This window comes from Hymenobacter segetis, assembly GCF_038448715.1.
GTDB classification, from domain to species: Bacteria; Bacteroidota; Bacteroidia; order Cytophagales; family Hymenobacteraceae; genus Hymenobacter; species Hymenobacter segetis.
The window spans coordinates 52,348-77,527 of record NZ_JBCEVZ010000015.1 but is presented as its reverse complement, the minus strand read 5'-3'; the positions used below and the strand labels follow the sequence as shown (position 1 = coordinate 77,527).

The following is a 25,180-nucleotide window of genomic DNA, read 5'->3' as shown; positions in this document are numbered from 1 at the left end:
GGTCGTACCCGGTAGGGACTTTTAGTCCGCAAGAGAATCTGCTGATTTTTTACAATGTTTTCCACTCGCGGACTAAAAGTCCGCGCTACTACTATGAACCGTTTCCAACAAGAAGTAGAAGCTGCTGTTGATGCTTTGCTGCTCCAACAAGTGATTCTGTACCCGACTGATACCGTGTGGGGCCTGGGCTGCGATGCCGAAGCGCCGCCCGCCGTGAAGGACCTCTACAAACTGAAGGGCCGCGAGGCCGGCAAGCCCAGCATCGTGCTGGTGGCGGATTTGGCTATGATGAAGCGCTACGCCGCCGAAGTGCCAGCGGAGCTGGAGGCCATGCTGGCGGCCGATACGCGGCCAACCACCTACATCCTGCCCGCCAGCCGGGCCGTGGCGAAGGAGCTGATTGCACCAGATGGCACCGTGGGCCTGCGCGTAGTGAAGGACGAATTTTGCTTTAAAGTGGTGCGCCGGCTGGGCCACGGGCTGGTGTCGACATCAGCCAATAAGGCTGGCGAACCCACGCCGGCGGTGTATTCGGAGGTGGACCCCGCTATCGTGCGCGGGGCCGACCATGTGGTAAACTGGCGGCAGGACGATGCTACTCGCACTGCTCCTTCGCGGGTGGTGCGGCTGGGCGAGGGCGGTAAGCTGGAAGTGGTGCGGGAGTAAGGGTGGGGACACCTGTCATTGCGAGCGCAGCGCGGCAATCCGTCCTCTCATGAGCGACCAACTCTGAGTTGTGATAAAGCCCTTTTTCAAAAGCAGAAAGCCCCGACACTGTGAAGTATCGGGGCTTTCTGGTAGAAGAAAATGTCTGGGGTTGACAGGACGGATTGCCGCGTTCCGCTGCGCTCCACTCGCAATGACAGGCGGCATTATGCGTTCAGCGCCGAACTTTGCGCTCATGAACACGCCGAAACTGCCCGAATTGCCCATTTTCCATACCATCGCCGAAGCTGCGGCCGAACTCGGCCAGCCAGCCTATGTCATCGGCGGCTACGTGCGGGATTTAGCGCTGGGGCGCGAAAGCAAGGATATTGATGTAGTGACGGTGGGCGACGGCATTGCGCTGGCGCAGGCCGTGGGCAACAAGCTGAAAGGCCGGGGCCGCGTGCAGGTGTTCAAGAACTTCGGCACAGCCATGCTGCCGACTAAGGAGGCCGGCGACATTGAATTTGTGGGAGCCCGTAAGGAGAGTTACCGCGCCGAAAGCCGCAAGCCGGAAGTGCAGGCCGGGACCTTGGAAGAGGATTTGGCCCGTCGCGATTTCACCATCAATGCCCTCGGCCTCAGCCTGAACCCGGAAAATTTTGGCGAGCTGGTAGACCGCTACGAGGGCATGAAGGACCTCGCTAGCAAAACCATCCGCACGCCGTTGGGGCCGGATGTGACTTTCTCGGACGACCCGCTGCGGATGATGCGCGCCGTGCGCTTTGCCTCGCAACTGAATTTTGACATTGAGCCGGATACGTTCGATGCCATTATCCGGAATAAGGACCGGATTAAGATTGTGTCGCAGGAGCGGATTACCGTCGAGCTAAACAAGATTATCGAGTCGCCCACGCCGAGCTACGGGTTCAAGCTGCTGTTTCAGACGGGGCTATTGCAACTCATCTTCCCGAAGATGGCGCTGCTGCACGGCGTGGAAAAAGTGGGCACCCATGCCCACAAGGACAACTTCTACCACACCCTGCAGGTGCTGGACAATGTGGCCGCCGCCGGTGGCGACCTGTGGCTGCGCTGGGCTGCCGTGCTGCACGACATCGCCAAGCCCGCCACCAAGCGCTACGACCAGCGCGTGGGCTGGACCTTCCATGGCCACGAGGACAAGGGGGCGCGCTGGGTGCCCGGCATTTTCACTGATTTGAAACTGCCACTGGGCGAGGAGATGCGCATGGTGCAAAAGCTGGTGAAGCTGCACCTGCGCCCCATTGCCCTAGTGAAGGAAACGGTGACCGACTCGGCCGTGCGCCGCCTGCTGTTTGAGGCCGGTGAGGACATTGACCGGCTGATGCTGCTGTGCCGGGCCGACATCACGAGCAAGGACCACACCCGCAAGGAGCGGTATTTGCGCAATTTCGGGCAGGTGGAGGAGAAGCTGAAGGAGGTGGAGGAGAAGGACCATCTGCGCAGCTTCCGCCCCGTCATCACCGGCGAAATCATCATGGAAACCTTCGGACTGAAGCCTTCGCGCCAGGTCGGCGAGCTGAAGGAGGCCGTGATGGAAGCCATCCTCGACGGCATCATTAAAAACGAAATGGAGCCAGCCTTGGCCTTCCTGTTGCAGCAGGGGGCGGCCAAAGGACTGGCTCCGGAAGGAGGCTTCGTTCACTCACCAAACTAAGCCTGGCTTCTTTTTTTTGATTTCGGGGGATAGATGCAGTTATACGGCGAAAGGTTGCCTACAACGTTATTTGGTAACAATGAAATTCCGGCATTTACAGATGTTTGATGCTGGAGGGGCCGGTGGCGTCCATTTTCACCCGGGAGGGTTTGCCGCTGTAAGCCACTTCACTTGCGCCCACGGCGTCGCCTTCCAGGCTTCCGGTCACGTTGAGGCGGGCTTTGCACACGCCGGCGATGGAAACCTTGGTATCGATGGTTTTCAGGTTGGCTCCGGCCAGCTCGCAGGCGCCGGCGGCGTCGAGGTCGAGGTTGTCGGCCTGGCCGGTGGCGGTGGTGCGGCAGGCACCGGCCTGCTCTAGTTTCAGGGTGCCGAAGCTGCCATTCAGGCGCAGGTGGCTGGCGCCGGCCTGCTCCACGTGCAGCTCTTCCTGGCGCTCGAAGCCACCGAAATCAGCGTGCACGGCCCCGGCCAACTCTAGGTGGTCGATGCTGGGCAGCTCGATGCGGATGAGCACCTTGCTCTGGTTGTTGCCCCAGTTGCCGCCGAAAAAGCCGCGGCTGTTGCGGGGACCGATTTGCAGTTCGTTGCCGTGGAGCTCTACGCGCATTTCGCCCAGCGCCTTGTCGTTGCCGCCGGCTTCCACTTTGAAGCTGTCGCCGTGGCGCACCACCACACGGTAGCCGCCGGCCACGCTCACCCGGCTAAACCCGGATTCCTGGAAGGTGCGGCGGGCGCTGCCGTAGCTGTTCATATCGGTGTCGAAGGAGGGCGCGCCGCCGTAGTTGATGGTGGTGCCTACGTGGTTACCCTCGTCGTCGCCGCTGTCGCCGTCATCGTTGCTGTCGGCTTCGTCGTTGGTGTCGCTATCGATGTTGATGTGTGTTTGGCCATCGTTGTCGTTGTCCTCTTCATCGCGGCCGAGCTGTTCGTCGGTGCAGCCGATGCACTCCAGCTTGTTGCCGCGCAGGCGGTAGCGGTGCTGCTCGGGGTCTTCGGGGCGGCGGTTGCCCACGAAGTCGTCGTCGTTAAGGATGTCGAAGGCGAAGTCGCGGCTCATGCGGAAGGTGCGGTCGCGGGGCAGGCGGATGGTGATGCTCAGCTCCTGCTTGCGGAAGGCCGAGTTGGGCAGGAAGGAGAAATGGTCGTCGAACACCAGCGAAGAGTCGCCGCTTGGCCGCACCGTGTAGTCGATGGTGGTGAGGGCCGTGCGGCGGGCTTCGGCTTCGTTCACGCCTTTGGCGCTTAGGGTGCGCAGCACTTCCACTACTTTGCCGCTATCGGCGGCGGCAAGGTTCACATCGACGTGCTGGTCCCAGTCGCGGTCCACCCGGCGCGAGTCAAACATAATTACCGGTGTGGTCAGCTTCGAGAATTGTTCCAGCTGCTCCACTTCGGCATCATATTGGAAATTACGGTTTTGCTGAACCGCAGCCACCGTCACGCCCACCACGCTCAGCAACCAAATCCCCAGCAGCGACAAGGCCACGGTGCGCGTCATCAGCGAGCGGCGGAAGAGCAGGTTCAAACCGCTCAGCAGCAAAGCCAGGGCCGGAATGCCCATGGCCAGAAAGCCGGCCAGCAGGCCCCACGTAGGCACGCCGTGGAGCAGCACGTGGGTGAATATCATGTTCTCAGCATTGGGAAACAGGCCAATGCTCGCGCCCAATCCAATGGCCAGCGCCAGGAGCAGGCCAAACCCGGTCATCGTGAGCAGAATGCCCGCCACTACCCGAATGGCCGAGCCCACAAAATCAACGGCTGGGCGCAGCGTGCGGGCGGCATCCTCCACAAATTCACCCACGGGGCGGTTGGTCGTGGCCGGGCCGTCGGCGAAGGCGTTGTTGCGGGCACTGCTATCAAAGCTTTCCAGCGTGATGGCGTCGCCGCGCATACGGAGCTTGTCCGAGACCGTTTTGGCCTCGGGCAATACTATCCATAGTATAATGTAGAGCAGGAGGGTGAAGCCTCCGGCAAACAGGCCGGCCAGCATAATCACCCGCACCAGCGTCACATCAATGTTGAAGTAGGCGGCCAGGCCGGCCGATACCCCGGCGATTTTACCGGTGCCCGTGTCGCGGAACAAGCGGCGGCCGGCCAGCGGCCCCGAGTTCAGCAGTGCTTCGGGGTGAGCGGGGGCATCGTAGCGCTTGGGCAGCAAAATCCAGAGGATGATGTAAGCCAGCATTACCCAGCCACCAAAGTCCACTCGCGTGTTGTGGCGCATCCAGATGTTGCTGGCGGGCAAAAAGATAGTGCCGAATACGAAAGCCAGGCGAATCCAGAGCGGGTTCACGGCGAAGTACTGGGCGATGCCGGCGGCTACACCCGCAATCTTGCGGTTGGCCATGTCGCGGTACAGGCGCTTGGGCTCGTCGGTGGCGGCGGCGGCAGCGGCAGCAACTGGCTCGGTGGTGTAGGCGCTGGTGCCGGGGCGGGCGTAGCTGGCCGAGGCGGCGGCTTCGTCGGCGGTTACTTCGTCGTCCTCGTCGGCCTCGGGGGCGAAGTCGCTCACGCGGCCCATTTTGGCCGTCATGGCGTTCACATCGTCCAGGCTGATGACCTGCTGCATGGGCGAGAGGCGGGCCGAGAACAACTCAGCGATGCGGCCCTCGATGTCGGCCACAATGTCCTCGTGGCCGCGGTAGTTGGCAAAGTGGGCTTTCACCTCGGCCAGGTAGCGGCTAAGGACTTCAAAACCGTCTTCCTCGATGTGGAAGATGATGCCTTGCAGGTTGATACTGATGTTCTTTTTCATGTGAAAGAAGGCCGAACGGGCCAATTGAATGCTGGTGAGTGAAGCAGAAAAAGAAGGGGAGTTAGCGAATGTCGCCGGGCGGCCGGCTGTGGCGAATAATGCCCACCGAAGTGGCCATTTCCTCCCAAGTATCGCGCAGCTCCTCCAGGAATTTCCGGCCCTCATCGGTGAGGGTGTAGTACTTGCGGGGCGGGCCGCTGGTGCTTTCCTTCCACACATAGTCCAGGAGGGCAGCGTTTTTGAGGCGGGTCAGCAGCGGGTAGAGCGTGCCCTCCACCACTATCATGCGGGCCGAAGTCAATTCCTCCAGCATGTCGGAGGCGTAGGCTTCGCCGCGGGCGATGATTTCCAGGATGCAGAACTCAAGGATTCCCTTGCGCATCTGAACCTGGGTGTTCTCGAGTTTCATGGGCGAGTAGGTTGACTAGTGGGTGACGAACAGTACAAATGTATGGTAGGTACTTTGTAACGCAAGGTACTGGATAAATAATTCAATCAAATCAATAAAAATACTTTGTTACCTACTGATTATCAGAGATAAAATTTTTGTTAAATCTGATAGCATTTCGCTAATAGCCCAGCTTTATTCTTGGACGGCCCAGCAGGGGAGTGGCTCATATCAGGCCTGGTCAGTAGCACTACAGGCCATAAAAAGCTGGACACTGCCAAGCGGCTTGCAACAGAAATAGCCCGCATCCGGTATTCTGGCTTGAAATTCGCGGGGTCGGACGCACTATAATGGAGTAACTTGCGTTCCGTCCGCGCAAACTTTACCAGACGCCTTTCTATGCCTCAATTTTCCTCAGTTGCCCGTGGGCTAGCCCTCGTGGGGACCACCGCTGTGCTGGCCCTGCCCGCCGCCGCGCAGTCTACCAAAACGCCCAAGTACAGCAACGAATTCCTGAACATCGGCGTGGGGGCCCGTGCCCTGGGCATGGGCAAGGTGCAGGTGAGCCTGGCCTCCGATGCCACCGCCGGCTACTGGAACCCCGCCGGCCTCACCAACCAAACCCACAAGTACGACGGCGTGCTGATGCACTCCGAGCTGTTCTCGGGCGTGGTGAAAAACGACTACGCTGCCTTCTCCATGCCGCTCGATGATAAGAGTGCATTGGGCGTAAGCGTGTTGCGTCTCGGGGTTGACAACATTGCCGATACCCGCGCCCTGGTGAACGAGTACGGCTATGTCGACTACAGCAAGATTGAATATTTCTCGGTGGCCGACTACGCCCTGTTGCTCTCCTACGCCCGCAAGTTGGGCGTGGAAGGCCTGAGCGTGGGCGGCAGTGGCAAAATCATCTACCGCAACATCGGCAAGTTTGCCCACGGCTACGGCTTTGGCATTGATGCTGGCGTGCAGTACAACCGCAAAGGCTGGAACCTGGCCCTGATGGCCCGTGACATTACCACCACGTTCAATTCCTGGAATATCAACTCGGCCGAGTACGTGAAGGGGCTGAACAGCAACGTGGCCGTCAAGTCGGACTCTATTCCGAAAAACAGCACCGAAATCACGCTGCCGCGCTTCGTGCTGGGCGTGGGCCGTCGCTTTGATTTACCCAAACAATTCTCCGCCCTCGTGGCCGTCGACCTGGAGGCCACCACCGATGGCCAGCGCAACACGTTAATTTCCAGTAAAACGGTAAGCGTGGAGCCCCGCCTAGGCGTGGAGCTGGGCTACAAAAACCTGGTGTTTCTGCGCGGCGGGGCCGGCAACTTTCAGAAAATCAGCAGCGTGGTGGATAAGTCCATGCAGTGGAAGGGCCAGTACAGCCTCGGGGCCGGCGTGGCTGTGAGCGGCCTGCGCATCGACCTGGCGCTCTCGCGCCTGGCCGTGGAAAAGCTGGGCAGCGCTTCGCAGACCAACTCGCTGATTGTATCGCTGGGCTACGGCTTCAAATAGTAGTTCGAAATATTTTACTGACACTAGTAGGCTGATTGGCAGCGGACTGCGTAGATGTTGGGAAGTAATAAATAAATTTCAAAATAGAATGAATAAAAACTACAAGTATTCGACGCGGAGGTGGACAGTGCTGCTGATGTGGCTGGGGCTATGGCTGACCAGCGCCGCCGTCCAGGCCCAGTCCGGGCCGGTGGGCAATGAATGGATTGTGCCCGGCCAGACGTATTATAAAATGAAAATAGTCCGGGATGGCTTATATAAAATTGATTATCAGTACCTTACCCAGGCCGGTATAACCGGCGTGGTGCCCAATGAACTTCAAATCTGGCGGCGCGGCCGGGAAATTGCTACCTACGCGGGCGGCAACCAGGCCACGCTGGATGCCACGTCGTTTCTCGAATTCTACGCCGTGCACAACGATGGCCGGCTGGACGTTGAACTATATAAAAACCCGGCCGACCAGCCCAACCAGTATTACAGCCTCTACACCGATACGGCCAGCTATTTCCTGACCTGGCGCAGCGGCACCGCCGGCCGCCACATGCAGGCCCCGGTAGCGGCGGGCGGCACCGTGCACCCGCACTACCTGCGTGAGAAGCTGGACCAGCGAAACTCGCCCACCGCCTCCAACGGATTCATCGACTACCCGCAGAACCTCAATACGTACCTGCCCTGGCTGGAGGCCGGCGAGAACTTCTTTATGGCCTATGGCCACGACGTTGACAGAGTCTTCACCATTGATTCGGTATCGGTTAGCCCGTCGGCCACGGGGCCATTGCCGCGCATCAACGTGGTATTGTTTGGTGGGCAGGATTTCAACCTGTACTCTGGGGGGATAGGCGTGCCCCACCACACCCAGGTAACGGTGGTGCCGCCCGCCGGGGCAGGGGCCGAGCGCGTGTTGGGGGTGGTAAACTACGTTGGTTTGGTACGGGCGCAACAGACGTTCCAGCTCCAGGCCTCTGACGTGAGCAGCACCGGCACGGTCACGGTTAAGCTCAAGGAGATGGCTCCGGTTGCCGCCAACGACAATTTCTGCCTCTCGCTGTTTCGCACCACCGCTGCTCAGGCCCCAATCTGGCTGGCGAACCGCAATCGGCTGCTGTTTCAGAACGACTCGCTGCTGAGCGGCCCCGCCACGTACGAGCTGGCCAATGTGCCCGCTACGGTGGTCGGGTTTGATATCAACGATTTAAATAACGTGCAGCGGGTGGTGGGCACGCAAGGCGCTACGGCGGCGCTGAAGCGCTTCGTGTTTCCGGGCGCTACGGCGGCGGCCACGCACCGCCTCCTGCTGGCCGATGAAGCCACGCTGCCCAAGCCCCTGCCGGCCCGCCAGATACGCTTCCGGACCATCAACCCGGCGGTGCCTACGTTCGTCATCATCACGCACCCGCAGCTGATGCGGGCCGCCGGGACCGTTCCCAACGCGGCCCGTGCATATGCCAACTACCGGGCCTCGGCGGCCGGCGGGCGCTACGACACGCTCATGGTGACTTCGCAGCAACTCTACGACCAGTTTTTTTACGGCGAAAAGTCGTGGCTGGCCCTGCGGCACTTCACGCGGTGGCTGGCGGCGGCCACGCCCAATGCCACCAACCGCTACCTGCTGCTGCTGGGCAAGGGCATTGTACCCAGCGAGCCGGTCCCAGCCGGTGGTTCTTATTTCGCCCGTGGCGGGGAGTTTGGCCTTGACCTGGTGCCCACCAGCTCCCGCTCCGTATCGGACAACCTGCTGACGGCCGATTACATGAACAACAACTTCGTGGCCAAGCTGCACACGGGTCGCCTCACCGTCACCACTCCGCAGCAGATAATGAATTACCTGAACAAGGTAATCGACCAGGACCTGCAGAACCTGGAGCCGCTGGGCACCCAGCCCTGGCGCAAAAATATCCTGCACCTGATTGGGGCAAAGGATGCCAGCGAGGCAGTTGAATACAAGTCTTACATGGATGCGGCGAAGGCCCGCGTCGAGCGCCCGCTGTTTGGGGGGAGTGTGGAGACGCTGGTTCGGAATACGCCGCTGCCGGTCAACGTTGATATTTCGGCCCAGCTGAATGCCGGGGTTTCGGTGATTTCCTATTTTGGCCACGCGGCTCCCACCAGCTTCACCTTCAACTTCGGCATGCCGTCGACCATGCCGGCCTTTGCGAACTACCGCAAGTACCCGTTTTTGTTTTTGAGTGGCTGCGCCGCTAACTCCACCTTCACCCGGGTGAACACCGTGGTAGAAGACTGGCTGTTTGCCGACCGCAGGGGGGCGCTGGGCTCGCTGGCCGAATCAGGTTTCAGCTACGCCACGCCCTTACAGATGGCCCAGGATACGCTCTATCGGTTGTTGTTCAACGACCCGGCCTGGTACGGCAAGCCCATTACGGTGGTGCACGACGAGGTGGTGCGCCGCCTGCAAAGCACCTTCACGCAGGACTACGAAAAGGAGCAGCTGCTGTGCACTGGCTGGCAGGGCGACCCTACCCTGAGCCTGTACGCGCCGCCGCTGCCCGATTTCATTGCCAGCTCGGCCCGGGTTTCCATTGTGCCCGCCCCAGGCCAGACCACGGTGCGGGCCGACTCGCACGACTTTGTGCTGAACGTGGGTGTCTCCAACCCCGGCAAAATCCCTTACGAGCCCCTGGTAATTCGGGTGACGCGGAAGTTTAACACGACAACTCCTACCCGTGCCGACACGGTGTACACCTTCACCCAGCGGGCCGCCTGGAGCCCCGATACCACGTATGCCCTGCCCATGCGCAACAGTGTAGGGGCCAGCGGGGGCAGCACGTTTGTGGTGGCCCTGGACCCGAACAACCAGATTGCGGAGGTCAACGAGAATAACAATACGGCCCAAATCGACTATACCTTTTTGAGTGGGGGCGTGTCAATCCTGAACCCTACCGAGTTTGCCATTTCGGGCACCAACCGGCCCCGCCTGGTGGTGCAGTCGAACACCCTCTTGGGCGTGCAGCGCGACTACGATTTTGAAATTGACACGGTGGCCACCTTCAATGGGGCCGTGCAGCGCACCACCATCACGGCCGGCCTGCTGGCAGAGTGGACGCCCACGCTGCCGGCCCGCCTGGGCCAGCGCGACAGCCTGGTGTGGTACTGGCGCGCCCGTTTCCATACCCCGGCTACCGGCGAAAGTGGCGACTGGGCCACCTCTTCGCTGCGCGTGATTCCGAACAGCCCCGGCGGCTGGTCCCAGAGCCACTACACGCAGTTCAAGCAGGATGCCCGCACCGGCGTGGAGGTGAAAGCCCCCACCCGCCGCTGGGAATTTGCGGCCACGCGGGTGCCGCTGGTGCTGCGCACCCGGGGCGGTGGCCCCCCCCGCAGCCCGGCCAACTTTGTCTCGTTGAGCGGGGCGGGGATTTATATCCGCACGGCGGCGGGGCAGCCCTCGGTGTATGGCTGCGGCGTGCGCTCGCCCAACCTGCTGATTGCCGTGTACAGCGGGGCATCGCTGCTGCCGGTAGCCATGCCGGCGGGCTATCAGCAGTGCGGGCAGGCCCCGGACTATTTTTACTACTTCTCAGCGTCCGACCCGACTGGTACTGCTACGCTTGATACGCTCGATAACCTGAACTACAGTGCCACCCGGCAGCAGCAGCTTGATGCGTTCCTGACTGATATTCCGGCGGGCTCATACGTGGCCGTGGTATCGGCCAACCGCCTGCGCTACTCGCTGCTGCCCACGGCTCTCAAAAACCGCCTGCAAACCCTGCTGGGCTCCCAACTCATCACCCGGCTGGCCGATGGCGAGCCGCTGGCGCTGCTGGGCCAGAAGCTTACGGCCACCACCGGCCGCCTGATGCACGAAACCGGGCCGGATGCCAGCAGCACCATCGCCAAAAATATTCAGACCATTGTGCTGCGCGACACTTTGCAGCAGTCCAATCCGTCGGGCCGCATTGTTTCGACGCGCATTGGCCCCGCCAAGCAATGGACTAATCTGTACAGCACCATCCGCAACCTGACGCCGAATGGCCAGCACACGCTGAGCGTGGTGGGCATCGACTCGCTGGGCCGCGAAACCGTGGTGCTGCCCAATGTTACTACCGCAGTGCAGTCCCTGACGACGCTGGTTCCGGCCAAAACCTACCCTTACCTACGCCTGGAGCTGGCCCTGTCCGATAACGTAACCCGCATTCCGCCGCAGCTGGAGCAGTGGCTCGTAACCTCGCAGGGCGTGCCCGAAGGCGTGGTACGGCGCGACCTAGCCACTGCTGCCGACTACGACCCCGCCAAATTTGCACGCCAGGCCGCTGATTCCGCATACATTACCTTCCCGGTGAAGTTTGAGAATATTTCGGATTCGCCCTTTGCCTCGCCGCTAATCACCCGCGTAAACCTGCGCAAAACGAGCGCCAGCGGTCAGCCGATAGTGAAGTCGGTAGATGTGGTCACGAACACCATACTGCTACCGAGTCAGACGCCGCTTACCATTCCGGTTAAGTTTGACATGACGGGCCAGTTTGGGACATTCGTGGTGGAAGTGGTGGTGAACCCGCGCCTCCAGCGCGAGCAGAACTACGCCAACAACGAGCTGTCGCTGCCCCCGTTCACGGTGGTAGACCGCAACGTACCCCCGACGCTTGATGTGGCCTTCGATGGCCGCCACATCCTCAACGGCGAGCTGGTATCGGCCATGCCCGTTATCAACATCCAGCTCAACGACGAGGACAAGTTCCGCCACATCACCGACGCTTCGTTCTTCACCGTGCTGCTGCAGCGCCCCGGCCAGACGGTGCCGACGGTGATGGATGTGAACAGCAACAGCTTCCACTTCAGCGTGGACCAGACCAACGGCAGCGTGGCCAAGCTCACCTATGAGCCCGGCAAAACCGGCCCTCTGCCCGATGGCATGTACACCCTCGAAGTGCAGGGCCGCGACCCCAGCAACTCCAGCGCCGGTGCCCAGAATTTCCAGGTGAAGTTTGAAGTGGTGAACGCCTCGCAAATCTCCAACGTGTACCCGTACCCTAACCCGGTGGTGAGCAAGGCCCGCTTCGTGTTCACCCTCACGGGCCAGGAACTGCCCCGCAACATGAAAATCCAGATTGTGACCCTCACCGGCAAGGTGGTGCGCGAGATTTTCATGAATGAGCTCGGCCCGCTGCACATCGGCAACAACATTACCGACTTTGCCTGGGACGGCACCGATACCTACGGCGACCGCCTCGCCAACGGCACTTACCTCTACCGCGTGGCCCTCGATGACCCGGGCGCTCAGTTCGGCCACCGCGCCACGGGCGGCGACAAAGCCTTCAAAAACGACTGGGGCAAGCTGGTGCTCATGCGCTAGCCGACCGCAAGGAAAAACAAAAAAGGCAGCCAATCGGCTGCCTTTTTTATTGGCCCACATCTCCGAAACCTACCGCCGCCGCAGCGTCACAAAGCTGAAAGGGTAGGCGTGGCGCTCGTCGGCCTCGTGGCGCTCGCGGGCTTCTTCGCGCCACTCGGCGGGGTCAAGGGTGGGGAAAAAGGCGTCGCCCTCGAAGCTGTGGTGGACTTCGGTGAGGTAGATGACGTCGGCGGCGGGCAGGGCTTCGCGGTAGATTTCGCCACCGCCGATTACGCACACTTCCTCGTCCAGCTCACGGGCGCGGGCCAGGGCGGCTGGCACTGAGGCGGCGGTTTCGCAGCCGGGGGCAGCCCAGCCGGGCTGGCGCGTGACCACGATGTTGGGACGCTTGGGCAGGGCCCGGCCGAGGCTGTCGTAGGTGCGGCGACCCATCACCACGGGGTGGCCTAGGGTGAGGCGCTTGAAGTGCTGCAAGTCATCGGGCAGGTGGCCCCAGGGCAGTTCGCCATCTTTGCCGATGGCATTGTTTTCGGCTACGGCCACGACGAAGGAAACCATTGGTTTGGGGGAGCAGGGGAGGTGATGGGAGTGTTATTAAAACGATGTAGGGGCGGGGCTTGCCCCCGCCCGTCGTTGAACGGAATCATTGAAACGGTGCGAACGGCGGGCGGGGGCAAGCCCCGCCCCTACAATAAAAAAGCCCTAAGCCGGCAGCTTAAACCCGCGCAGCAGTTCCTGCACCGGCATTCGCTTCTTGCCCTCCAGCTGCACATCCAGCAAATCGAGCCAGGCATCGGCGGCGGCCACGCGCAGGTACTTCTTGCCATCCGAAGCCCAGGTGCCGGCGGGCGCAGACTCACCCTCAAAAGGCAGGGCAGCGGCGCGGAAAATCTTGATGATGCGCCCATCGGGCAGGGCGGCGAATGCGGTGGGGATGGGGGAGAGACCGCGCACCCAGTTCACCAGCTCGGCGGCGGGGCGGGCGAAATCGAGGCGGCCGGTTTCCTTCTGGAGCTTGGGGGCGGGGCGGAGGTCGGCCCGTTGTTCCTGCGGGGTGCTGGGGGCGGTGCCGGCCGCGATGGCCTCCACCGAGCGGCGGGCCAGGGCCGCGCCCACCCCTTTCAATTTATCATAGACGCTGCCGAAATCGTCCTCCGGTGCGATGGTGATTTTATCCTGAAAGATGAGGTCGCCGGTGTCGATTTCGTGGCGGAGGAAAAAGGAGGTGACGCCGGTTTCCGTGTCGCCGTGCATCAGGGCCCAGTTGATGGGGGCCGCGCCCCGGTACTGCGGCAGTAGCGAGCCGTGGATGTTGATGGAGCCCAGCCGGGGCATGTTCCACACGGCTTCGGGCAGCATGCGGAAGGCCACGACCACCTGCAAATCGGCGGCGTAGCTTTTGAGTTCGGCCTGAAACTCGGGCGATTTCAGGTTCGTGGGCTGGAGCACGGGCAGGCCGTGGGCTTCGGCGGCCATTTTCACGGCCGAGGCCTGGAGCTGCCGCCCGCGCCCCGCCGGCCGGTCGGGGGCCGTGACGACGGCCACCACCTGCCCGCCCGGCCAGGCCAGCAGGCTTTCGAGGGTGGGCACGGCAAAATCGGGGGTGCCCATGAAAACCAGGCGCAGGGGAGTATTCATGGGGCAAAGAAAACGCCCAGCGCCCGTAGCACCGTAGCACGAACTTTCAGTTCGCGTCCCCGAACGTCAATCGTTGCATTGGCGCGGGGACGCGAACTAAAAGTTCGCGCTACTAAAAACTCCCCGGGGACTGATTTTCAAAAATCAAGCCCCGGGGAGTTTCCCCGAGCCTCGGAATCCCAAAACCGAGCCCCGGGGAGTTTCCCCGAGCCCCGGAATCTCAAAACCGAGCCCCGGGGAGTTTCCCCGAGCCTCAGAATCCGGATTCCAGGCCCCGGGGAGTTTCCCCGAGCCTCGGAATCCGGATTCCGAGCCCCGGGGAGTTTCTATCGCTCCGGGTAGAGCATGTATTTCTTGCGCAGGGCCTTGAACTTGGTCAGCCCCGGAGCCCACGAGGCTCGGATTTCGGCTTCGGTCTTGCCGGCGATAATCTGCTCGCGTAGGCTATTGGTGCCGGATAATTCCTCGAAATACTTCCCGAAGAAATGTGCCTTGTCGGTGCTCTGCTGATAAAAATCGAGCAGGTAGCTCAGCACCAGTCCGCCCGAGGCGGCGCGGGTAGGGGCACCGGCCAGGTTGAGGCCGTGGCAGGCTTGGCCCTTCATCGGCGGGGTGGGCGAGCCAGCATTGGGAACGGGCGTGAAGGTGTAGGGCCGCGTGGCCGGCTGGGCAGGGCTGCCGATGACCTCAAACGGCGTGGCCGTGCCGCGCCCCACGCTCACGTTGGTGCCCTCAAACAGGCAGATGCTGGGGTACAGGGCCACGGCGTGGGCGGTGGGCAGGTTGGGCGAGGGCGCGATGGGCAGCGCGTAGGCTGTGGCGTGGGTGTAGCCGGTGGCCAGCGGCACCACCGTGAGGGCGCATTTCTTGCCCCCGGCCAGCCATTTTTCGCCGTTAATCATTTGGGCCAGTTCGCCCACCGTGAGGCCGTGGGCAATGGGCAGCGGGTCGAGGCCGACGAAGGATTTGTGGGCCGGCTCCAGCATAGGGCCGTCCACGAGGTCGCCGTTGGGGTTGGGGCGGTCGAGGACGATGACGGTTTTGCCCTGCTCGGCGGCGGCCTCCATCACGTAGTGCAGCGTGCTGATGAAGGTGTAGAACCGCGCTCCCACGTCCTGGATATCGAAGATGAGCACGTCCAAGTCGGCCAGCATTTCGGGGGTGGGCTTCTTGGTTTTGCCGTACACCGAGCGCACGGACACACCGCTGCGGGCATCGCGGCCATCGGTGATGGTTGCGCCGTCGGCCTCCTCGCCCCGGAAACCGTGCTCGGGAGCGAAGATGGCCGTCACGTTCACGCCTCGCGCCCGCAGGGTATCCACGAGGTAGGCCCGGCCCACGCGGGAGGTTTGATTAATGACCAGGCCCACGCGCTTGCCTTGCAATTGGGGAAGGTATTTATCGAGCCGCTCGGCTCCTACGGTCACGCCGGCAACGCGGGGCGGGGTGGCCAACGTATGCGGGGCGGCCGTGGCCGCCGGGCGGGTGGTGCCGCAGGCCGGCAGCGCCAGCAGCATCGACAAGGTGATTTTAGCGAATAACCCAACCATAAACAGTGAAAAAGAGGGCGGAAAAAAGAACCCGGCGCGGAGCACCGCCGGACCCAAAGGTCGGGAGCGCGGCCGGTAGCGGTTCAAAACGTAGCTTTACGGCTGAACAATGAATGTCTCCCGCTACATTTCGCAGAAGATTGACGGGGGAGCCGATTCCGGCTCCTTTACCTCGTCGGTTACAAAAATAGCCATCATCAGCATTGCCATGGGTTTGGCGGTGATGGTGGTGTCGTTTGCCATCCTGCAAGGGTTTCGCAACGAGATTCAGAATAAAATCTTTTCCTTCGGCGCGCACCTCCAGATTTCGCGCTACGACACCAATAACTCGCTCGAAGTTGCCCCCATCGCCGGCCCCAAGCTGGTGCAGCAGCTCAAGGCGTTTCCCGAGGTAAAGTCCACGCAGCCCTACGCCGTGAAAACGGCCATCATCAAGACCAAGGACGAAGTGCTGGGCGTGGTGCTCAAAGGCATCGCCGAAACCGGCGGCCCTTCGCCCATGCGCGAAAATCTGGTGGCTGGCAAGTTCATCAGCTTTTCCGATTCCTCGGCCAGCGACGATGTGCTGATTTCGCGCAAAGTGGCCGACAAGCTGCGCCTCGCCGTGGGCGAAAAAGCCCTTTTCTACTTCATTCAGAACCCGCCGCGCATCCGGCAGTTTCGGGTCTGCGGTATCTATTCCACGGGCCTCGATGAGTTCGATGAAGTCTACGTCATCGGTGATATCCGCCAGATTCGGGAGCTGAACTCCCCCGCCTGGCCCGACTCGCTGGTGGGCGGCATGGAAGTCGTCCTCAAAGACTTCAAAACCCTGGACAAAACCGCCGACAATTTCTACGAGCGCCTGCCCTACGACCTCAAAATCGATAAAATCACGGAGCAATACGCCCAGCTTTTCGACTGGCTGCAATTGCTCAACCGCAACGTTATCATCTTCCTGCTCCTAATCATTTTCGTAGCCACGTTCAACATGGTGGCCACCATCTTCATCATGATTCTGGAGCGCACCAACATGATTGGTATCCTCAAGGCGCTGGGGGCGACGGATAACCAAATCAGGCGGATGTTCTTCTTTCGGGGCCTCTCGCTCACTATCCGCGGCATGCTCATCGGCAACCTAGTGGCCGTGGGTTTCTGCGCCATCCAGTATTATTTCAAAGTCATTCCCCTCGACCCCGAGAACTACTACATGGACCGCGTCCCGATTTCCTGGGACCCCAAAATGCTGCTGCTGCTGAACGTGGCCACTTTCGCCGCCTCGCTGCTGGCCGTGCTCATCCCCACATACCTGATTGCGCGGATTAAGCCGGTAGTGGCCATCAAATTCGATTAAACATCAGTCTTGGGTTGCCGAACGAAGCACCAGCGGGGCGGCACATCGGTAGAAACGGCAGGTGCTAAAGTTTCAAAAGCCCCAGCGGGGCGACACTCGTCAGACGAGTGTCGCCCCGCTGGGGCTTTACCGTTCTTATCATTTGGTTTTACTACCGATATGTCGCCCCTACGGGGCTTCTTCGGCTAAACATACCGGCTCCGCAACACCAGATTCGGGTCGGGGCACAAGGCCGCCCATGCTTCCCGCTCGCTGGGCCGGGCAACGCCGGGGAAATCGCCCACCCGCCCTTGCATATCGGCCATCAACTGAAAATGCAGGTGCGCGGGCCAGTCGCCATTCTCCGGAAAAGGGCCAACGGTGGCAAATGCTTCACCTTGTTGTAGCGCCTGGCCCACGCGCAGTGCCCGCCACTCGTGGCGGCTGAGGTGGCCGTAGAGGCTGTAGAAGACCGTTCCCTCCAGCTCGTGTTGCAGGATGACGGTGGGGCCGTAGTCGCCGAAATTATCGTTGTCGGCTAGGCTGTGGACCACGGCGGGCAGCGGGGCCAGCACCGGCGTGCCGGCCGGCAGCCATACATCCACGCCTAGGTGCAGGGAGCGGGGCTCCTCGGCCGCGCCGGGGCCGAAGTGAGCGCTGCGGCGGTAAATAACCCGGTTTTCGAGGTAGCCGCCGATGCCGATGGTGGCATTTTGGTCAGCCAGCATTTTGTTAACTAAATCATCGAAGCCGGCGGTGTCGCGCAGGTCGGCGCTGGTGATTTGGGGGTTGGCGGCGGTGAAATCGAGGCGGGTGACGGTGGAGCCGTTGAGGTCGACGGGCAGCACGGGGCCGAAGCCGGCCTGATGGCGTTGGAGCAGGGTGGAGAGCAAGCGCGAGAGAAGTAAAAGCGTGAGGCCACAAAGGAAAACGGCCCGGCCGCAAACCCGTAATGTGGCTGGCAAGTTACCTTTGCCGGCGGGCCGGCGGGAATATTTTCGCCATCCGGCCCGCTTTTCTGTTACTGCCTTACCGCGAACCAGTGCGCCGCCCCGGCCCCTCGTTCCCCCATTCGCTTACCCCGCTCAATGTACCATACCCTCACCGTCGTTGCCATCACCCAGGAAACCGCCGATTCTATCACCATTCACCTGGAGCGGCCCGACCGGGCGCCTATCGCAGCCCGTCCCGGCCAGTTCCTGACGCTTATAGTGCCCTGCGGGCCGGGCGGCAAGAAGGAGCGCCGCGCCTACTCGCTCAGCAGCACGCCGGCCGAGGCCCCGCGCCTGTCCGTGACGGTGAAGCGCGTGCCGGGCGGCCTGGTGAGTAATTATTTGCTCGATACGGTGCAGGTGGGCCAGGAAATTGAGGTGATGGAGCCGCTCGGCAACTTCACGCTCAGCCCCAGCCCCAAGGCGGCCCGCTCGCTGGTGCTCATCGGGGCCGGCTCGGGCATCACGCCGCTCATGGCCATGCTCAAAGCCGTGGTAGCGGCTGAGCCCCAGAGCTACGTGCTGTTGATTTACGGCAACCGCAACGAGGAATCTGTGATTTTTCAGCAGCAGCTCGCCGACCTCGAAGCCCGCTCCAACGGCCACCTGCAGGTGGAGCACGTGTATAGCCAGCCCTTGCAGCCCATGGCCCCGCACCGCCACACCGGCCGCCTCAACCGCACCATGTTGCTGCGCATTCTGGAGCAGCGCCACCAGTTTCCGGCCGAGCAGGCCGAATACTTCATGTGCGGCCCCGAAGGCCTGATGGCCGAAGCCCAGGCTGCCCTCAGCCTGCTTAACGTGCCCGAGGCCCGCATCCGTCGCGAAAGCTTTGTGGCCAGCGCCGACAACGCCGAACTGGCCGCCGCCCAGCCCAGCGGCCACGGCGACGTGTCGGCCAGCCCGGACGACAACGTGAAGAACACCCGCACCGTCACCATTCAGTACGAAGGCAGCGAGTACCTCATCGAAGTGCCCGCCGGCAAAACCATCCTCGAAACCGCCCTCGACCAGGACATCGACCTGCCGTACTCCTGCCAGGCCGGCCTCTGCACCGCCTGCCGCGGCAAGTGCCTGAGCGGCAAAGTGCACCTCGACGAGCGCGAAGGCCTCTCCGATTCGGAGCTGAAACAAGGCTACGTGCTGACTTGCGTAGGCCACCCGATGACGGAGGACGTGGTGATTGAAATAGGGTAGGATGACAGACGCTTGCCGCTCTAAAAAATTAGGTCGGCCCGGAGTTTGCTCGCATAAAATGGCGACAGTTTCATCTCTTCCGAATTCCGTTCTACTATACTTGTACTATGATGCTTCTAGCTGAACCTACCGCCGAGTCGGCCACTGATACGAGCCGGCCGCCCCGCCAATATTTGCCCGAAGACTTTCTCGTGACCAATTGGGCCGCGATTGAGCCCTTCTTCCAGGAGTTGCAGGCCCGGTCCATAAACACGCCCGCCGAATTGGAGCGCTGGCTGCTCGACCGCTCGGAATTGGAATCGGTGCTCAGTGAGGACCTCGCCTGGCGCTACATTCACATGACCTGCGACACGCAGGACCCGGCGCGCTCCGAGGCCTTCCAGTATTTCGTGAACGAAGTGGAGCCGGAAGTAGCTCCCCACGACCACGCCCTCAACGAAAAGATGCTGGCCTCGCCGCACCTGGCCGGGCTGGATGAGCGCCGCTATGGCGTGTTCCTACGCTCGGTGCGCCGGGCTTCGGAAATCTACCGGGCCGAAAACATCCCGCTGAAAACCGACATCAGCACCAAACAGCAGCAGTACGCCGCCACGGTGGGGGCCATGAATGTGACCCTCGACGGCCAGGACCTGACCCTGCCCCAGGCCGCCGACCGCCTCAAAAACCCCGACCGGGCCGTGCGCGAAACCGCCTGGCGCGCCATCCAGGCCCGCCGCTTGCAGGACGCCCAGCCGCTCGACCAGCTTTTCACCGAGCTGGTAGCCCTGCGTCATCAGGTGGCGCTGAACGCGGGCTTCGCCAATTTTCGCGACTATATGTTTGCCGCGCTGGGCCGGTTCGATTACACGCCGCAGGACTGTTTCAATTTCCACGCCGCCATCCGCGAAACGGTGGTGCCGCTGATTGACGACTTCGACCTGGAGCGCCGCCAGGACCTGAACCTGCCCGCCCTGCGCCCCTGGGACCTCGACGTGGACCCCAGCGGCCAGCCGCCACTGCGCCCCTTCGGCACCGGCGAGGAGCTATTGGAAAAAACCATCACCGTCTTCGAAACCCTCGACAGCTACCTCGGCAACTGCCTGCGCACCATGCGCCAGATGGGCCACCTCGACCTGGAAAGCCGCAAGGGCAAAGCCCCCGGCGGCTACAATTACCCGCTGGACGAAACCGGCGTGCCCTTCATCTTCATGAATGCCACGAGCAGCCTGCGCGACGTGGTGACCATGCTGCACGAAGGCGGCCACGCCGTGCACAGCTTCCTCACGCGCGGCCTGCCGTTGGGTGCCGACAAGCACCCGCCGTCTGAAGTGGCCGAGCTGGCCTCGATGAGCATGGAGCTGATGAGCATGGACCAGTGGCACGTTTTCTTCCCCAACCCGGAAGACCTGCGCCGCGCCAAGAAAACACACTTGGAAAGCGTCCTAGAAACCTTCCCGTGGGTGGCTACCATCGACAAGTTTCAGCATTGGGTGTACGAACACCCCACGCACACCGAAACCGAGCGCCACCAGCGCTGGGTCGAGATTTTCGATGAATTCAACCAGCGCACCGTGGACTGGAACGGCCTCGAAAAATTTAAGCCCTACCTCTGGCAGAAGCAGTTGCACCTCTACGAAGTGCCGTTCTACTACATCGAGTACGCCATGGCGCAGCTTGGGGCCATTGCCGTGTGGCGCAACTTTCGTCAGAACCCTACCGAGGGCCTGGCCGCCTACAAGCGTGCCTTGGCGCTGGGCTACACCGCGCCCATTGGCCAGATTTACGCTGCTGCTGGCATTCGATTCGATTTCAGCACCGAGTACCTGCGTACTCTCGCCGACTTCGTGCGCGAGGAAATGGCCGCGCTGTAAGCAAATTAGCATTCCGTTTAGACACAGAAAAGGCCGGCAATTATGCCGGCCTTTTCTGTTGTGGAGCCACAAGCGGCGCCTATGAATTGCCGCCGGGAGGAGGAGTAGTGGTAGTAGGAGCCGTCGAGCCGCATTTGCCTTTGGGGCGTGGGTCGCGGTCTTTGCAGCCTCCGCACGAAGCCAGGACGAGACTGGTGAGGAGCATAACCGGCAGCAGCCGGCGGAAAAAAGTAGCGGTGTGCATATGTGCGGGGCGTTTGGTGAATGACGTTGAGTAGCTGAGGCTTAAAGATAAGCAATTGCTGCTTTAATACCGAGACTACCCCGCGCAAAATGCCGAGCCCGATTTACTTGTCCCCAATCGTGAAAAATGACAGCGGCTGGAGCGTAGCGTACTTGCCGCCGAGTGATTCCAGTTCGGCGCGGTGCAGCTTCAGGTAGTCGTTGTACTGGTGCACGGCGCGGTCGTACTGCACCCGGAACGCCACTACGCCGGCATCGAGCTGCTGAATGCCCTCCACAAAATTGCGGGCATTTTCGGTGGGGGCGTTGCCGTTGGGGGCGGCCACGGGGTACACGGCTTTCAGCAGCGAGTCCTGGGCCATGTCGTACTGGTCAATCAGGTCCGAGCTGGCCATGGTTTGCTGGGTGTAGCGGCGGGCTTTGAGGCGGGTATTGGCGCGGTCCAGGCCTTGCAGTTGGGTAGCATCAATGCCGGGCCGGCCCTTCAACTCGCGCAGCAGCAGGCGGGTGATGCCGATTTTCTGGTCGTCGCTCTCCGTCATGTTGCGCCATTTGATGTCGACGGAATCGCGCAGCACGTCGAACTGCGCTTTGGCCGCCGCCGCCGAAGCCGGGTTGAAAGCGGCCGTCTTGGCACCGTCGCGCTTGCAGGAAGCCGCGCAGCCCGAGAAAATCAACAGCGAAAGCACGGCGGTTTTGACCGGAGAAGAAAGGAAAGTGCGCATAGATTCAAGAAGTAGCCAGAAGGAAAAAGTCCCGGCATAGCAAAGCTACGGGGCCAGGTGAAAAAAAATGCGCGAACCGGCCGGGCACGTATAGTCCCGGCTCAAGCTGGGCAATATGGGCTGCAACGCCCGAATAAGGCGATTCGGTATGTGCGCCGCACCCATCGGCCCGACCAGGAGCATTATCTATAGAAAAAGGGATTTTCAGGTACGCATAAACGTAATGAACCTAGCCGCGAAAAGCGCGTATCTTTGCCGTTGCACTGACAATACACATTTCAAAAATTATGAAAAAGAACTACTTGATGCTCTCGGCAGCGCTGCTGCTGGCCGGAGCCGCCCATGCTCAAGGCACCGAGCTGTTTTTCTCGGAATACAACGAGGGAGCCCACCAGTCGGGCGTAAACTACGGCGGAACGGCCAACTCAAGCGGCAATGAGCGTGCCCTCGAAATTTACAACCCTACCAATAATACCGTCAACCTGAACCCGTATTCGGTACGGCGCTACTCCAACGGCAACACCCCCATCTTTCAGGAGGAGCGGGTATTCCGTAGCAACGCGGCCCACGTAGCTGTCGGCAACAACAGCATGAGCGCCCGCACGACTTTCGTGATTGCCTGCGGGCAGGCAACGTTGCCGGCCATCGTGAACGCGGCCAACCAGTTTTGCTCTGATTATGCGCTGGCTCCGGCCGCCAACAACACGGTGATTGTGGGCGGCGGCCCCATCTACTTCAGCGGCGACGATGCCATGGCCCTGGTACGCTACCCCAGCGGCACGGCCGGCGTGGGCAATGGCGTGATTGTGGACCTGATTGGCGTGATTGGCGAAGGCCCCGTGTTGCAAACCACCTGCGCAGCGGGCGGCAACTGGAGCGGCACCAACCCCCTCGACGGTACCGGCACCAACGCAATTTTTGTGGCCTCGGCCAACCAGTCCATCATTCGCCGGGCTACGGTATCGCACGGCACTACGGTGAACCCATCTCCGCAAAACGTGCCCGGTTCGTGCCCGCCCGTGCGGGCTGTCGGTGGCTACAACATTGCCGACGAGTGGTACATGTACTCCACGGCCTTCAACGGCCCCATTGTGCCGCCCGCAACTACCCCCAGCAGCAACCCGGCCGGCCAGCTTTACAACCAGCTCGGCAACCACAACGACTACACGGGGCCTTTCGGCACCTACCAGGCCGTGCTGAGCACGCTGGGCAAGTTCGATAGCAACATCAGCGTGTACCCCAACCCGGCCCACGGCAAGGCCACGGTTGAAATCAAAGATGCCAAAGTGGGCAGCGTTATCGTCCTGAACAACCTCGGCCAGAGCATTAGTGCCCAAGCCAAAGGCCAGGGCCAGGAGAAGCTCGAGCTCAACATCTCGGCTCTGAAGCCCGGCCTGTACTTCGTACAGATTCTGAGCGCCGACGGCCAGACCAAAATCTACAAAGAGCTGACTGTTGAATAAGCAGCCGGTTGGTTGAAATCGAAAAAGGAGGGAAGCAATTCCCTCCTTTTTTTGTGGGCGTACTTTTGTGCCTTAGCGGTTAGTTGGCCGTTGTTTGTTGTCAGTTGTCATACTGTTCATCAAGCAGGGATGTGCTGACAACTGACAACGAATAACTGACAACTCAAACCATGTCTGAACTCACGCCCCTCTCCGCCATTGGCGAATTTGCTCTCATCCGCCGCTTGCAGGCCAACATCACCGCGCGCCAGCCCGGCACCGTGCTCGGCATTGGCGACGATGCGGCCATCATCCGGCCCACGGCCGGCACTGATATCGTGATGACCACCGATTTGCTGGTCGAAGGCATTCATTTCGACCTCTCATTCTGCCCGTTGCGGCACCTGGGCTACAAGGCCGTGGCCGTGAACGTGTCGGACGTGGCCGCCATGAATGCCCTGCCCACGCAGCTGGTGGTAGCCCTTTCGGCCGGCCCGCGCTTCACCGTGGAGGCCATTGAGGAGCTGTATGCCGGCATGCGCCTGGCCTGCGAGGCCTACAACGTGGACCTGGTGGGCGGCGACACCACCGCCAGCCGCGGCGGCCTCACGCTGGCCATCACCGTGCTGGGCGAAGTACCAACCGGCGAGGCTGTGCGCCGCAGCGGCGGCAAGCCCACCGACCTGCTCTGCGTGACCGGCGACCTGGGCGGCGCTTTCCTGGGCCTGCAAGTGCTGGAGCGCGAAAAGCAAGCCTACCTGGCCGACCCCGAAACCCAGCCTGAGCTGGCCAACTACGAGTACATCGTGCAACGCCAGCTGCGCCCCGAAGCCCGCCTCGACATCGTGCACGAACTGCGCGAGCGCGGCATCCGGCCCACCAGCATGATTGATGTTTCCGATGGACTGGCTTCGGAGGTGCTGCACCTGTGCGCGGCCAGCGGCACGGGGGCGCGGGTGTTCACCGAATTTATCCCCCTGGCTAACCCCACGCTGGAAGCGGCGGCCGAGTTCAACCTCGACCCGCTCACCTGCGCCCTCAACGGCGGCGAGGACTACGAGCTGCTGTTCACGGTGCCCGTCACGGACCACGAAAAAATCAAGAATCACCCCGACATCACCATCATCGGCCATCTCACCGATAAGGCCGACGGGGCCAACCTGGTGACCAAGGCGGGCCAGGCCATACCCCTCCAGGCGCAGGGCTGGACGAGCTTTTAGCCCGTTTTCTATATAGGATTCCAACCTTCTTTAAGCGCTGCCGTTAGGGAGGGGGAATCAGCCGGTGGCGGGAATGGCACGCTAATTGTCTTCCTATCCATTATCCGGGCGGATTTCTTTTCTCCTTTATTCTTTAAGCCATGAAAAAGCTTCCTTATCTCTTCGCTTTGCTGGTGCTGTTGAGCACGTCTTTTAGCACTCGTTCGGCCCAAGCCCAAATCCTCAAAAACTGGAGCCCGCAGGCGAAGGGCACCGCAATCGGCGGCCTGGGTGGTGCCGCTGCCGGGGCGCTCATCAACAAGCGCAACCGCGTGGTGGGTGGCGTGGTAGGCGGTGTGGCCGGTGGGGCCATCGGCTACGGCGTGGGCAAGCACATTGATAACAAGAATAAGCAGCGCGCCGCCGCTGCCGCTGAGCGCCGTGCCGTAGCTGCCCGCGAAGCCGAGTATCGCCGCGAGCTGGCCCTGGCCCGCAACCGCCAGACCACGACTACCCGCACCACCCAAACTGCGCTGGTGCCAGCCAATAGCTTGACGGCTTCCAACGCCATGGTGGGTAACGCTATTGTGCCCGCCACCTCGAACGCCGCCTACTTGCCCAACGAGGCGTATGGCGATGCTTCGCACCCCTACGGCACCTCGGAGTACCGTCGTAAGAGCTGGTAATGTCCGTTCTTGCTTAACCTTGCAACCCCTGGGCGT

At 61.5% G+C, this 25,180-nt stretch carries 18 protein-coding genes; 10 read left to right on the top strand and 8 right to left on the bottom strand.

What is annotated here, in order from left to right:
• Nucleotides 1–93: 93 nt before the first annotated feature.
• Both AAFH49_RS08575 and AAFH49_RS08570 read left to right on the top strand, forming a co-directional pair.
• On the top strand, nucleotides 94–666 hold the full coding sequence (locus AAFH49_RS08575) for an L-threonylcarbamoyladenylate synthase (protein ID WP_342297327.1): 573 nt from the start codon (nucleotides 94–96) through the stop codon (nucleotides 664–666).
• A 235-nt stretch (nucleotides 667–901) separates the two neighbouring features.
• Nucleotides 902–2,341 (top strand): CCA tRNA nucleotidyltransferase, encoded by a 1,440-nt coding sequence (locus tag AAFH49_RS08570; protein ID WP_342297325.1) that lies wholly within the window; start codon nucleotides 902–904, stop codon nucleotides 2,339–2,341.
• Between the two features lie 94 nt (nucleotides 2,342–2,435).
• On the opposite strand, the gene AAFH49_RS08565 is transcribed toward AAFH49_RS08570, so the two are convergent.
• Nucleotides 2,436–5,099, bottom strand: coding sequence for a PspC domain-containing protein (locus AAFH49_RS08565; RefSeq protein ID WP_342297323.1), 2,664 nt, complete (start codon nucleotides 5,097–5,099; stop codon nucleotides 2,436–2,438).
• Between the two features lie 61 nt (nucleotides 5,100–5,160).
• The gene (locus AAFH49_RS08560; protein ID WP_305030340.1) at nucleotides 5,161–5,508 is read right to left on the bottom strand and encodes a PadR family transcriptional regulator; all 348 of its coding nucleotides are present in this window, start codon (nucleotides 5,506–5,508) and stop codon (nucleotides 5,161–5,163) included.
• Between the two features lie 378 nt (nucleotides 5,509–5,886).
• On the opposite strand from AAFH49_RS08560, the gene AAFH49_RS08555 reads away from it, so the two are divergent.
• Both AAFH49_RS08555 and porU2 read left to right on the top strand, forming a co-directional pair.
• Nucleotides 5,887–7,002, top strand: coding sequence for a putative type IX sorting system protein PorV2 (locus tag AAFH49_RS08555; RefSeq protein WP_342297321.1), 1,116 nt, complete (start codon nucleotides 5,887–5,889; stop codon nucleotides 7,000–7,002).
• Nucleotides 7,003–7,090: 88 nt separating this feature from the next.
• A complete protein-coding gene (porU2, locus tag AAFH49_RS08550) occupies nucleotides 7,091–12,310 on the top strand; it encodes a putative type IX secretion system sortase PorU2 (RefSeq protein ID WP_342297320.1) in 5,220 nt (1,739 codons plus the stop codon).
• A gap of 69 nt (nucleotides 12,311–12,379) precedes the next feature.
• On the opposite strand, the gene AAFH49_RS08545 is transcribed toward porU2, so the two are convergent.
• The 3 genes from AAFH49_RS08545 to AAFH49_RS08535 form a co-directional block, all read right to left on the bottom strand.
• Entirely contained in the window at nucleotides 12,380–12,868 is a 489-nt protein-coding gene (locus AAFH49_RS08545) for a dihydrofolate reductase (RefSeq protein WP_342297319.1), read from the bottom strand.
• 144 nt (nucleotides 12,869–13,012) lie between these two features.
• Nucleotides 13,013–13,948: a methionyl-tRNA formyltransferase gene (gene fmt, locus AAFH49_RS08540; protein WP_342297317.1), complete on the bottom strand. Its 936-nt coding sequence runs from the start codon at nucleotides 13,946–13,948 to the stop codon at nucleotides 13,013–13,015.
• Nucleotides 13,949–14,274: 326 nt separating this feature from the next.
• Nucleotides 14,275–15,498, bottom strand: coding sequence for an exo-beta-N-acetylmuramidase NamZ family protein (locus tag AAFH49_RS08535; protein ID WP_342297316.1), 1,224 nt, complete (start codon nucleotides 15,496–15,498; stop codon nucleotides 14,275–14,277).
• Nucleotides 15,499–15,607: 109 nt separating this feature from the next.
• Here AAFH49_RS08535 and AAFH49_RS08530 point away from each other — a divergent pair, with 109 nt between their 5' ends.
• Nucleotides 15,608–16,831 (top strand): ABC transporter permease, encoded by a 1,224-nt coding sequence (locus AAFH49_RS08530; RefSeq protein ID WP_342297315.1) that lies wholly within the window; start codon nucleotides 15,608–15,610, stop codon nucleotides 16,829–16,831.
• A gap of 185 nt (nucleotides 16,832–17,016) precedes the next feature.
• Here the strand turns inward: AAFH49_RS08530 and AAFH49_RS08525 are convergent, their stop codons facing one another.
• Nucleotides 17,017–17,703 carry a peptidoglycan DD-metalloendopeptidase family protein gene (locus AAFH49_RS08525; protein ID WP_342297314.1) on the bottom strand — a complete coding sequence of 229 codons (687 nt, stop codon included), beginning with the start codon at nucleotides 17,701–17,703 and terminating at the stop codon, nucleotides 17,017–17,019.
• 195 nt (nucleotides 17,704–17,898) lie between these two features.
• On the opposite strand from AAFH49_RS08525, the gene AAFH49_RS08520 reads away from it, so the two are divergent.
• Entirely contained in the window at nucleotides 17,899–18,999 is a 1,101-nt protein-coding gene (locus tag AAFH49_RS08520; protein WP_342297312.1) for a 2Fe-2S iron-sulfur cluster-binding protein, read from the top strand.
• A 107-nt stretch (nucleotides 19,000–19,106) separates the two neighbouring features.
• On the top strand, nucleotides 19,107–20,849 hold the full coding sequence (locus AAFH49_RS08515) for a M3 family oligoendopeptidase (protein ID WP_342297311.1): 1,743 nt from the start codon (nucleotides 19,107–19,109) through the stop codon (nucleotides 20,847–20,849).
• Between the two features lie 79 nt (nucleotides 20,850–20,928).
• Here the strand turns inward: AAFH49_RS08515 and AAFH49_RS08510 are convergent, their stop codons facing one another.
• Nucleotides 20,929–21,093 carry a hypothetical protein gene (locus tag AAFH49_RS08510; protein WP_342297310.1) on the bottom strand — a complete coding sequence of 55 codons (165 nt, stop codon included), beginning with the start codon at nucleotides 21,091–21,093 and terminating at the stop codon, nucleotides 20,929–20,931.
• 103 nt (nucleotides 21,094–21,196) lie between these two features.
• Entirely contained in the window at nucleotides 21,197–21,817 is a 621-nt protein-coding gene (locus AAFH49_RS08505) for a hypothetical protein (protein WP_342297309.1), read from the bottom strand.
• Nucleotides 21,818–22,104: 287 nt separating this feature from the next.
• Between AAFH49_RS08505 and AAFH49_RS08500 the strand changes: the two genes are divergently transcribed.
• From AAFH49_RS08500 to AAFH49_RS08490, 3 genes are all read left to right on the top strand, one after another.
• Nucleotides 22,105–23,280: a T9SS type A sorting domain-containing protein gene (locus AAFH49_RS08500; protein ID WP_342297308.1), complete on the top strand. Its 1,176-nt coding sequence runs from the start codon at nucleotides 22,105–22,107 to the stop codon at nucleotides 23,278–23,280.
• Between the two features lie 170 nt (nucleotides 23,281–23,450).
• On the top strand, nucleotides 23,451–24,479 hold the full coding sequence (thiL, locus tag AAFH49_RS08495; RefSeq protein WP_342297307.1) for a thiamine-phosphate kinase: 1,029 nt from the start codon (nucleotides 23,451–23,453) through the stop codon (nucleotides 24,477–24,479).
• A 140-nt stretch (nucleotides 24,480–24,619) separates the two neighbouring features.
• On the top strand, nucleotides 24,620–25,144 hold the full coding sequence (locus AAFH49_RS08490; protein ID WP_342297306.1) for a hypothetical protein: 525 nt from the start codon (nucleotides 24,620–24,622) through the stop codon (nucleotides 25,142–25,144).
• Nucleotides 25,145–25,180: the final 36 nt, after the last annotated feature.

Excerpts from the sequence above, each read along its gene's own strand:
- AAFH49_RS08575 (WP_342297327.1), top strand. The coding sequence starts at position 94 with ATGAACCGTTTCCAACAAGAAGTAGAAGCTGCTGTTGATGCTTTGCTG.
- AAFH49_RS08570 (WP_342297325.1), top strand. The coding sequence starts at position 902 with ATGAACACGCCGAAACTGCCCGAATTGCCCATTTTCCATACCATCGCC.
- AAFH49_RS08565 (WP_342297323.1), bottom strand. The coding sequence starts at position 5,099 with ATGAAAAAGAACATCAGTATCAACCTGCAAGGCATCATCTTCCACATC.
- AAFH49_RS08560 (WP_305030340.1), bottom strand. The coding sequence starts at position 5,508 with ATGAAACTCGAGAACACCCAGGTTCAGATGCGCAAGGGAATCCTTGAG.
- AAFH49_RS08555 (WP_342297321.1), top strand. The coding sequence starts at position 5,887 with ATGCCTCAATTTTCCTCAGTTGCCCGTGGGCTAGCCCTCGTGGGGACC.
- porU2 (WP_342297320.1), top strand. The coding sequence starts at position 7,091 with ATGAATAAAAACTACAAGTATTCGACGCGGAGGTGGACAGTGCTGCTG.
- AAFH49_RS08545 (WP_342297319.1), bottom strand. The coding sequence starts at position 12,868 with ATGGTTTCCTTCGTCGTGGCCGTAGCCGAAAACAATGCCATCGGCAAA.
- fmt (WP_342297317.1), bottom strand. The coding sequence starts at position 13,948 with ATGAATACTCCCCTGCGCCTGGTTTTCATGGGCACCCCCGATTTTGCC.
- AAFH49_RS08535 (WP_342297316.1), bottom strand. The coding sequence starts at position 15,498 with ATGGTTGGGTTATTCGCTAAAATCACCTTGTCGATGCTGCTGGCGCTG.
- AAFH49_RS08530 (WP_342297315.1), top strand. The coding sequence starts at position 15,608 with ATGAATGTCTCCCGCTACATTTCGCAGAAGATTGACGGGGGAGCCGAT.
- AAFH49_RS08520 (WP_342297312.1), top strand. The coding sequence starts at position 17,899 with ATGTACCATACCCTCACCGTCGTTGCCATCACCCAGGAAACCGCCGAT.
- AAFH49_RS08515 (WP_342297311.1), top strand. The coding sequence starts at position 19,107 with ATGATGCTTCTAGCTGAACCTACCGCCGAGTCGGCCACTGATACGAGC.
- AAFH49_RS08510 (WP_342297310.1), bottom strand. The coding sequence starts at position 21,093 with ATGCACACCGCTACTTTTTTCCGCCGGCTGCTGCCGGTTATGCTCCTC.
- AAFH49_RS08505 (WP_342297309.1), bottom strand. The coding sequence starts at position 21,817 with ATGCGCACTTTCCTTTCTTCTCCGGTCAAAACCGCCGTGCTTTCGCTG.
- AAFH49_RS08500 (WP_342297308.1), top strand. The coding sequence starts at position 22,105 with ATGAAAAAGAACTACTTGATGCTCTCGGCAGCGCTGCTGCTGGCCGGA.
- thiL (WP_342297307.1), top strand. The coding sequence starts at position 23,451 with ATGTCTGAACTCACGCCCCTCTCCGCCATTGGCGAATTTGCTCTCATC.
- AAFH49_RS08490 (WP_342297306.1), top strand. The coding sequence starts at position 24,620 with ATGAAAAAGCTTCCTTATCTCTTCGCTTTGCTGGTGCTGTTGAGCACG.